Raw genomic sequence first — 8062 nt, forward strand, 5'->3', positions numbered from 1 at the left:
CAATATAACTGGTTTTTATTTAAGGGGCTGTCTCAATAAGAAATTGAGGCAGCTTTTTTGTGTGGAAATACAAGAGGCAGGTTCCAAAGAACCTGCCTCTTGGTGTAAAATTAAACTGCTATGAAAAATCATACACACATAAATCCTACAACAAAAACAACTTCCTATCAACTGGTTTTGCCACTCAATGTTGAAATACTGATCCGAAAAATGATTCAGTCAGGTTGCTAAATGAAATAATGGATCAACTGGACTACTCGACACTATACAAAGCCTACTCTCGCAAAGTCCGATCTCAACTCAATATTACCAGTCCGAAGTAATATTGCTGCGAATAAACCGCTCCATCCAGGTGGAGGGGGCCTGCCTGTTTTGCTCCCTTTCATTCACTAGATCACGTATAAGATCATATTTCGGTTGCTATATAGAAAAAGAGCTGCCTCAGATAGGTTTTAAAAACCTATTTTGAGACAGCCTCTTTTTTTTACACACAATGTTATTGGAACTGTAACAAATCGGTAACAATTGTGCTTTACAATCAGGATGGAAAAGAACGGTAATTATTTAAAAGAATAGGATGATCATGATGAAAGTCCCAAAACGTATTAAAACCTTAATCATCGCAGTCGGTTTTATGGTGACAAGTTGGGTTGCTGCTGCTGTTCCGTGGGCTTATGCTGCTGACTTTACGGGTAAGAAGATTGCCGGTATCAGCATTACCGGCAATAATACGGTGGCGGCAGACCGGATTGTTTCAGTGCTCAAACTAAAGGCAGGAGATATCTTAAGTGATGCAGCCCTTCAAGAGGATATGCAGGCAATTTATGAACTAAATGAGTTTTATGATGTACAAGCCAACTTTATCGAAGTGCCTGAAGGGATCAGGGTAGTGTATGCTGTCACTGAAAAAATGCCGGTAAAAGATGTGGTTTTTGTCGGTAACAGCATAATTTCCAGCGCGAAGCTGCAGGAGTTAGTTGCATCTGTCAAGGGCAGTACGGTAGACCGTAAAACGCTGGCCGAAAAGTCGCAAGCGATTGGACAATACTATCACGATCAGGGTTATCTACTCGCAAAGGTAACTAATATGGCGATGAACCAGGAGGGGATTATTACAGTTTCAATCAATGAAGGCTTGGTGGAGGCTATTTCCGTTAAGGGTAATGTCAAGACGAAAACCGCTGTCATTATCCGCGAGGTAAACCTAAAACCGCAGGAACCTTTTAATGCCAAAACAGCTAAGCGCAGCATGCAGAAGATCTACAATCTGGGCTTTTTTGAGGATGTTAATGTCAAGCTGAATCCTGGTAAGGAGCCCAATGGTGTTGAAGTTGAAATTGATGTTGTGGAGAAAAAAACAGGCACGTTTTCCGTTGGCGGCGGCTATAGCGGGACCTATGGCTTAGCAGCGACCGTCGGCCTTGGCGATACCAATTTTAGGGGGAGCGGCAATAATCTGAATGTAAGTTTTCAGCATAGTTTTGATGATACGCTCGGGACAAGCTGGCAATTAAATTTTACCAATCCCTATATTGACGACAAAAAAACCTCATTAAGCGTGAGTGTTTTCAACACCGTGGGTGAATACAGTGATTATGGACTGGACGGTGACAATACAACCCTGCGCTCAACCTATTACCGGCGGTCCCGTGGCATTAATGTCACCTTAGGCCGGCCTCAGGGGGAATATATCAGAAATTATCTTACCCTGACTAAGCGGAAGGATAGTTACCTGGAGTATGTGTCCGGGCCTGTGAACTATTTGGCAGACAGCAGTGACACCGAATACTACAATGAGGCCTATAACTCGGCTTATGTCCGGAATAATTTTGGCGAAATACATAGTGCTACGTTGGCCAGGGTGTACGATACGCGGGACAATGTGTTTGAGCCAACCGAAGGCGAGCGCATCTCGCTTTCCGGTGAGTTTGCGGGCCGGGGGCTTGGCGGCGAGTTTGATTTCAATAAATACAATTTTGAGGGACGCAAATATTTCAAAGTCGGGAGTAAGCAGACACTAGGCCTGCGTGTTGCCGCCGGCTCGGCGACCGGAGATGTGCCTGATGCCAGCCAGTTTACTGTAGGTGGTATTGATACCCTGCGTGGTTATGAAGACGATGAATTTAAAGGCAAAAAAATGTTTATGGCGACAGTTGAATATCGCTACCCTATTGCTAAAAAAATCCAGGGAGTCTTTTTCAGCGATGCCGGTAATGCCTGGAACGGCGGTTATAACCTAAGTGATTTGCATTATAGTGTGGGTACCGGACTCCGGGTGGATACGCCGGTTGGGCCTGTACGGATTGATTATGGCTATGGCAGCGAAGGTGGTAAGGTTCACTTTAGTTTTGGCGGTACGTTCTAGCCAGGGCTGAATAATGCCGTGTAACATTGATGTGTTCAGTGTTGCGCGGTATTTTTTTGCCACAAACATCCTTTAGACAAGTTTACATAATTTTGATATACTGATAACAAATAAGGACAAATGTCCGCGAGGATAGGTGGTGTGGTGTACAGAGTGAGTGGATTTGACTACGAAAATGCATATGGATTGAAAATGGTGGTGCCGGTCATTGCCCTGTATCACCACGGTTAGATAGTAAAATACATTGAGGAGGCCGAGTATGGGTAATTTTGATTTTGCCAGTCTGATTCATAAAGATCGTGAGAGCAGGACGCATCAGCATTTTTCCGGGACGTTGCTTGATTATCTTGCAATTGTAAAGGAAAACCCCAAAGTAGCCATGCTGGCCCATCAACGTATGCAGGAGCTGCTGGCCACACCTGGCGTGGAGATTGTAAAAACCGAGGAGAATTCCCGCCTGAAGCGGATTTATGGCAATGAAACACTGCGCCGGTACAAGTTTTTTGAGAATGACTTTTTCGGCATTGATAAAAGTATTATGAAGATTATGCGGTATTTCCATTCGGCAGCGATGAAGGGTGAGGAAGCGCGCCAGGTGTTGTATCTGGTGGGCCCGGTGGGCGCCGGCAAGTCCTCGCTGATGGAGGCGCTGAAAAAAGCACTGGAGATGAGCCCGCCGGTTTATGTTATTAAAGACTGCCCGATGCGGGAAGAGCCGCTGCACCTGATCCCCAAGCATCTGCGGTCCCAGTTTGAGAAGGTACTGGGGGTTAAGATTGAGGGCGATTTGTGCCCGGTTTGCCGTTACCGGCTAAAGAATGAATATCACGGTGAGTTTGAACGGATGCCGGTAGCGGTGTCCGAGTTCTCGGTCCGTTCCCGTAAAGGCGTGGGTGTTGTGCCGCCGGTCGACCCCAATAATCAGGATACCTCAGTCTTGTCCGGTTCTGTTGACATCTCCAAAATGGACATGTATGCCGAGGATGACCCGCGGGTGTTAGCCCTGAACGGCGCCTTTAATGTCGGCAACCGGGGCATTGTGGAATTTATTGAGGTATTTAAGAATGATGTTGAGTACCTGCACACGATGATTACTGCAACCCAGGAGAAATCGATCCCGTCTCCCGGCAAGGGATCCATGATCTATTTTGATGGAATTATCCTGGCCCACTCCAATGAGGCTGAATGGAACAAGTTTAAGTCCGACCATACCAATGAGGCCATTCTGGACCGGATTGTCAAGGTGGAAGTACCCTATTGCCTGGAGCTGGACGAGGAGGTCAAGATTTACCGCAAGATGCTTAAGAACAGTGCGTTCGATGCCCATATTGCCCCCCACACCATTGAGGTGGCTTCGATGTTTGCCATTATGTCCCGCCTGACACCGACAACCAAGGTGGAACCCCTGACTAAACTCCGGATTTACAATGGTGAGGAGATTGTCGAGAAGGGCTCGACCAAGAAGGTCGACATTACAGAGCTCCGGGAAGAGGCGCACCGTGAAGGAATGAGCGGCATTTCGACCCGCTTTATTATGAAGGCCATTGATACAGCCCTGTCCGAATCGGAGCATAATTGCATCAATCCGATTGCGGTGCTGGATACCCTAGTCAGGGCGGTCAAGGAAATGGTTATTGCTGAGGATGAGAAAAAACGCTATCTGGGCTTGTTACAGGATACGATTAAAAAAGAATACAACAGGCTATTGGAAAAAGAGGTGACCCGGGCGTTTATCCATGGCTACCAGGAGCAGGCTGAAAGCCTGTTCAACAACTATCTTGATCACTCGGAGGCCTTTGTCAATTCGGCCAAGATCAAAGACCAGAATACCGGCGAGGAGCTGGAGCCTGATGTTGCCTTCCTGCAGTCGATTGAGGAGCAGATTGGTATTACCGGTACCGCCGCGCTGGGGTTCCGGCAGGATGTAACCTCCTATATGTTCTCCCTGCTGCGCAACAATGGCACCATCAACTACCGGAGCTATGAGCCGCTTAAGGAGGCCATTGAGAAAAAGCTGACAGCATCGGTTAAGGAGCTGTCACGGGTTGTGACCAAAGCCAGGGTACGGGACAAGGAGCAGGACGGTAAGTATGATGCGATGGTGGCGGAGATGAACCGGAGCGGCTATTGTGATCATTGCTGCAATGTCATCTTAAAATATGCGGCCAACAACCTCTGGCGGGACTAAGAGCCGGTTTTTGGTGAAAAAAAGCGGAAGGCGGGGATAGCTGTGGCGATTTTCAAAGACGCAGGTGCAGGCGGAACCGACCGTTCCCAGTGGGACCGCAAGCGGCACCGTCAGTTGGTTGAGGATGCTATCAAGAAAAATGTGGGCGGCATTGTCGCCGAGGAGAGCATCATTGGTCAGAGCAGGGACAAAAAAATCAAGATCCCCATTAAGGGCATCAAGGAATACCGGTTTGTGTACGGCAATAACAATGGCGGCACTGCTTCCGGCAGCGGCGGCGAGCAGCGGGGCCAGGTCATCGGCAAAACCGGCCAGCAGGGCCGGGGACCAGGCAACGGACAGGCCGGCAGTGAGCCTGGCGAGGATATCTATGAAACGGAGATCACGCTGGATGAACTGGTGCAGTACCTGTTTGAGGATTTGAACCTGCCTGACCTGGAACGCAAGAAATTCTCCCAGGTGGAAACAGAGCGTAACTATAAGCGGTCAGGTTTTCAGCGTAAAGGTATCCCGCCGCGCCTGGCAAAAAAACGCTCAGTGATTGAGAAGCTTAAACGGCAGCAGACCGCCCTGTGTGGCGGGGACGTGCCGGCAGGTGACGGGGACAGCCGGGCCGGACGGGTTCCCTTTCGCGAGGATGATCTGCGGTATTTCCGGGTAAAACCCGATCTTGACCGGCATTCCAATGCGGTGGTCATCTGCATCATGGATACCTCAGGTTCGATGGACCAGACCCGCAAATACCTGGCCCGCAGTTTTTTCTTCCTGTTGTACCAGTTTGTCCGCTATAAGTATGAGCAGGTGGAAGTGACTTTTATTGCCCATACCACTGAGGCCAAAGAGGTAAATGAGGACGAGTTCTTCCACCGGGGCGAGTCTGGCGGCACCTATATCAGCAGCGGCTATGCCAAAGCGCTGGAGATTATTGAGCAGCGCTATAATCCGGGTTTATGGAATATCTATGCCTTCCATTGCTCTGACGGTGACAACTGGAATGAGGATAACCCCAAGGCCGTGGAATTGGCCCGGCAGCTATGCGCCACAGGCAATCTGTTTGGCTATGTCGAGGTGGGGGTTAAACACTGGGTCAGTACCGTTAAGCGGGAATTTGACGACAATATTCAGGCCGATAACTTTATCACTGCGAGAATGGCGGATAAGGATGATGTATGGCCGGTGTTTAAGCAGATTCTGGAGAAAGACACTGCAGGGAGGGAGGACGATGAGTGACTATACGCTGACTGAGCTGGCCAAGTGGAATGAACAGATTGAAAGGCTGGTCGGGGAGCTGGGGCTGGATTGTTATCAACAGCATTTTGAGATTTGCAGCTCTGAGGATATGTTGTGTTATGAGGCCTATGTCGGGATGCCGTCCCACTACCCGCACTGGAGTTTCGGCAAAGCGTACGAGCGGCAAAAAACCTTTTATCAATACAGCCTGAGCGGGCTGCCATATGAAATGGTCATCAACTCTGATCCCTGCCTGGCCTACCTGATGCGGGACAACACCCTGCTGCTGCAGATTCTTACGATGGCCCATGTCTACGGGCATAACGACTTCTTTAAGAATAACCGCCTGTTCAGGCGTGATACCAGGGCCGCGCTGACGCTCGAGACCTTCAAGGCCCATGCCGACAGGGTGCGCAACTATGTGCAGGACCCGGGCATCGGGCCGGAACGGGTAGAGCGCATCCTGGATGCGGCCCATGCCCTGAAGTTCCAGGTAAGCCGCACCGGGCTGGACAAGGCTCATTCCCGTAAGGAGCTTGATCAGGAAAGTGCCGAGGCTGTGCCCCGCCGGTTACAGAATGATTTGCTGGCTTTTCTGGCTGCAAAGGGGAGACTGCAGGACTGGGAGCAGGACCTGGTTAACATCGTCCATGAGGAAAGCCTGTATTTTGTGCCCCAGATCGAGACCAAAATCATGAATGAGGGCTGGGCCAGCTATTGGCATTACCGGATTCTGCAGCAACTTGAACTGCCGCAGGGCTTGTATCTGGAGTTCCTGCAGCGGCACAACCTGGTTGTCAGGCCGCATCAGCAGCAGCTCAATCCCTACTTTGTCGGGTTCAAGCTGTTTGAATACCTTGACCGGTCGCTGGGGCGGGCTAAGATTATGGAGATCCGGGCCGGAGAGCGGGATCAGTCGTTCCTGCGACAGTACCTGAATGAGGAGCTGTGCCGGGAGATGAACCTGTTTGCTTATGCTGTTGAGGGCGATCACGTAGTTGTGGCCGAGGTGGCTGACGAGCCCGGCTGGAAGGTTATCCGCGATCAACTGGCCAACTCGGTCGGGATGGGCGGAATCCCGGCCATTACGCCGGTGGCTGTCGAAAAGGGTGAGTTGATTCTGGAGCATGACTATGACGGCCGGGAGCTTGAGCTTGGTTACGCCAAAGAGACGATCAAACATGTTGCCGGCTTATGGGGTGACGGGGTTAAGATCCGGACAAAACTGAACGGAAAAGAGAAGCTGCTGTGCTGCAACCATTTAAAAGAGGTGCTCATTATCTAAATTTATGCTCTTGTTGTCCTTCAATATGTTATACTTAAGAGGAAAATACGCAAAACCTTAAGTGGGTATTGTAAGGAGGACAAGCATGAGTGAAGAGCGTTTTGACCGTATTGAACAAATGATGGCCCAGCTTATTACCATGGTCGGCCATAATAATGCCGTTACGGAGGAATTGCGTCAGGATGTCACCGGACTTAAGCAGGACGTTACCGGGCTTAAGGAGGATGTAAGTGGGCTCAAGCAGGACGTTACTGGGCTTAAGGAGGATGTTACCGGACTTAAGCAGGTTGTAGCTGTTCTGCAACAAGATATAGTAACACTTGAAGGTAAGATGGAAAAGGGATTTGCTGATATCGTTAGTATGGTCAATGTAGTTGGCGAAAAGTCTGATAAAATAGAAGTGGTACAATCCCATCATTCGGATGTCCTGGACGTGTTGGCCATTCGTACTACCCGGCAGGAAGCTGAGATTCAGGGGCTGAAACGGGCAATGTAACAGGATGAAACTGCAACTCTAGGGAGCTGAATGATGGGTAACAACGCTGCAATGAAAATATGGTATTGGTCCCTGGTTATTCTGCTAATGGTAATAATCACGGTATTGTCCAATACCCCTGATTTGGTATTCTTCGGGAAGAGTCTGCCCCCGGAAGTTCGTGTGTGGATTGCGAAGCACTCCATCAAATGGGGTACTACCGGTTTTTTTTCCTACAGTATTAGCCCACATCCTGATTATATTCTGCATAAGCTTGGACATATATTTTTCTTCGGGTTGCTGGGAAGTATGCTTTATTGGGCGATGAACCGGTCGGTGCCAAAAGCGGTAATGGTAGTAACCCTGTTTGCCCTAATTGATGAAATTCACCAGGGCTTTACGCTGGGGCGCAGCAGTCGCTTGGGTGATGTGGTATTAGACGTTGTTGCCGCTGTTGGGTTTATTCTGTTTTTCGCCAGCAGGCGGGCAAAACAGATGATTAAAGAACATATTATACAG

Annotated in this window: 6 protein-coding genes; all 6 read left to right on the forward strand. The window is 49.3% G+C overall.

Annotation, left to right across the window (positions count from 1 at the left end; genetic code table 11):
- Positions 1-586: 586 nt before the first annotated feature.
- Complete coding sequence (locus VN379_RS07735; protein ID WP_414714974.1) at positions 587-2365, forward strand: BamA/OMP85 family outer membrane protein; 1779 nt, start codon at positions 587-589, stop codon at positions 2363-2365.
- A 259-nt stretch (positions 2366-2624) separates the two neighbouring features.
- Positions 2625-4553 carry a PrkA family serine protein kinase gene (locus VN379_RS07740; RefSeq protein ID WP_325532512.1) on the forward strand — a complete coding sequence of 643 codons (1929 nt, stop codon included), beginning with the start codon at positions 2625-2627 and terminating at the stop codon, positions 4551-4553.
- 42 nt (positions 4554-4595) lie between these two features.
- On the forward strand, positions 4596-5783 hold the full coding sequence (gene yhbH / locus VN379_RS07745; protein ID WP_325532515.1) for a sporulation protein YhbH: 1188 nt from the start codon (positions 4596-4598) through the stop codon (positions 5781-5783).
- A complete protein-coding gene (locus VN379_RS07750) occupies positions 5776-7068 on the forward strand; it encodes a SpoVR family protein (RefSeq protein ID WP_325532517.1) in 1293 nt (430 codons plus the stop codon). Before yhbH ends, VN379_RS07750 begins: the two co-directional genes overlap by 8 nt.
- An 85-nt stretch (positions 7069-7153) precedes the next feature.
- Positions 7154-7564, forward strand: a complete 411-nt coding sequence (locus VN379_RS07755; RefSeq protein ID WP_325532519.1) for a hypothetical protein — start codon at positions 7154-7156, stop codon at positions 7562-7564.
- Positions 7565-7594: 30 nt separating this feature from the next.
- Positions 7595-8062, forward strand: a 468-nt coding sequence (locus tag VN379_RS07760) for a VanZ family protein (protein WP_325532521.1), incomplete at its 3' end; no start/stop codon positions are given.

The organism is Sporomusa sp. (genome assembly GCF_035561255.1).
Classification (GTDB): Bacteria; Bacillota; Negativicutes; order Sporomusales; family Sporomusaceae; genus Sporomusa.

Bases quoted from the DNA above. Each gene is read 5' to 3' on its own strand.
- VN379_RS07735 (WP_414714974.1), top strand. From the start codon at position 587: ATGAAAGTCCCAAAACGTATTAAAACCTTAATCATCGCAGTCGGTTTT.
- VN379_RS07740 (WP_325532512.1), top strand. From the start codon at position 2,625: ATGGGTAATTTTGATTTTGCCAGTCTGATTCATAAAGATCGTGAGAGC.
- VN379_RS07750 (WP_325532517.1), top strand. From the start codon at position 5,776: ATGAGTGACTATACGCTGACTGAGCTGGCCAAGTGGAATGAACAGATT.
- VN379_RS07755 (WP_325532519.1), top strand. From the start codon at position 7,154: ATGAGTGAAGAGCGTTTTGACCGTATTGAACAAATGATGGCCCAGCTT.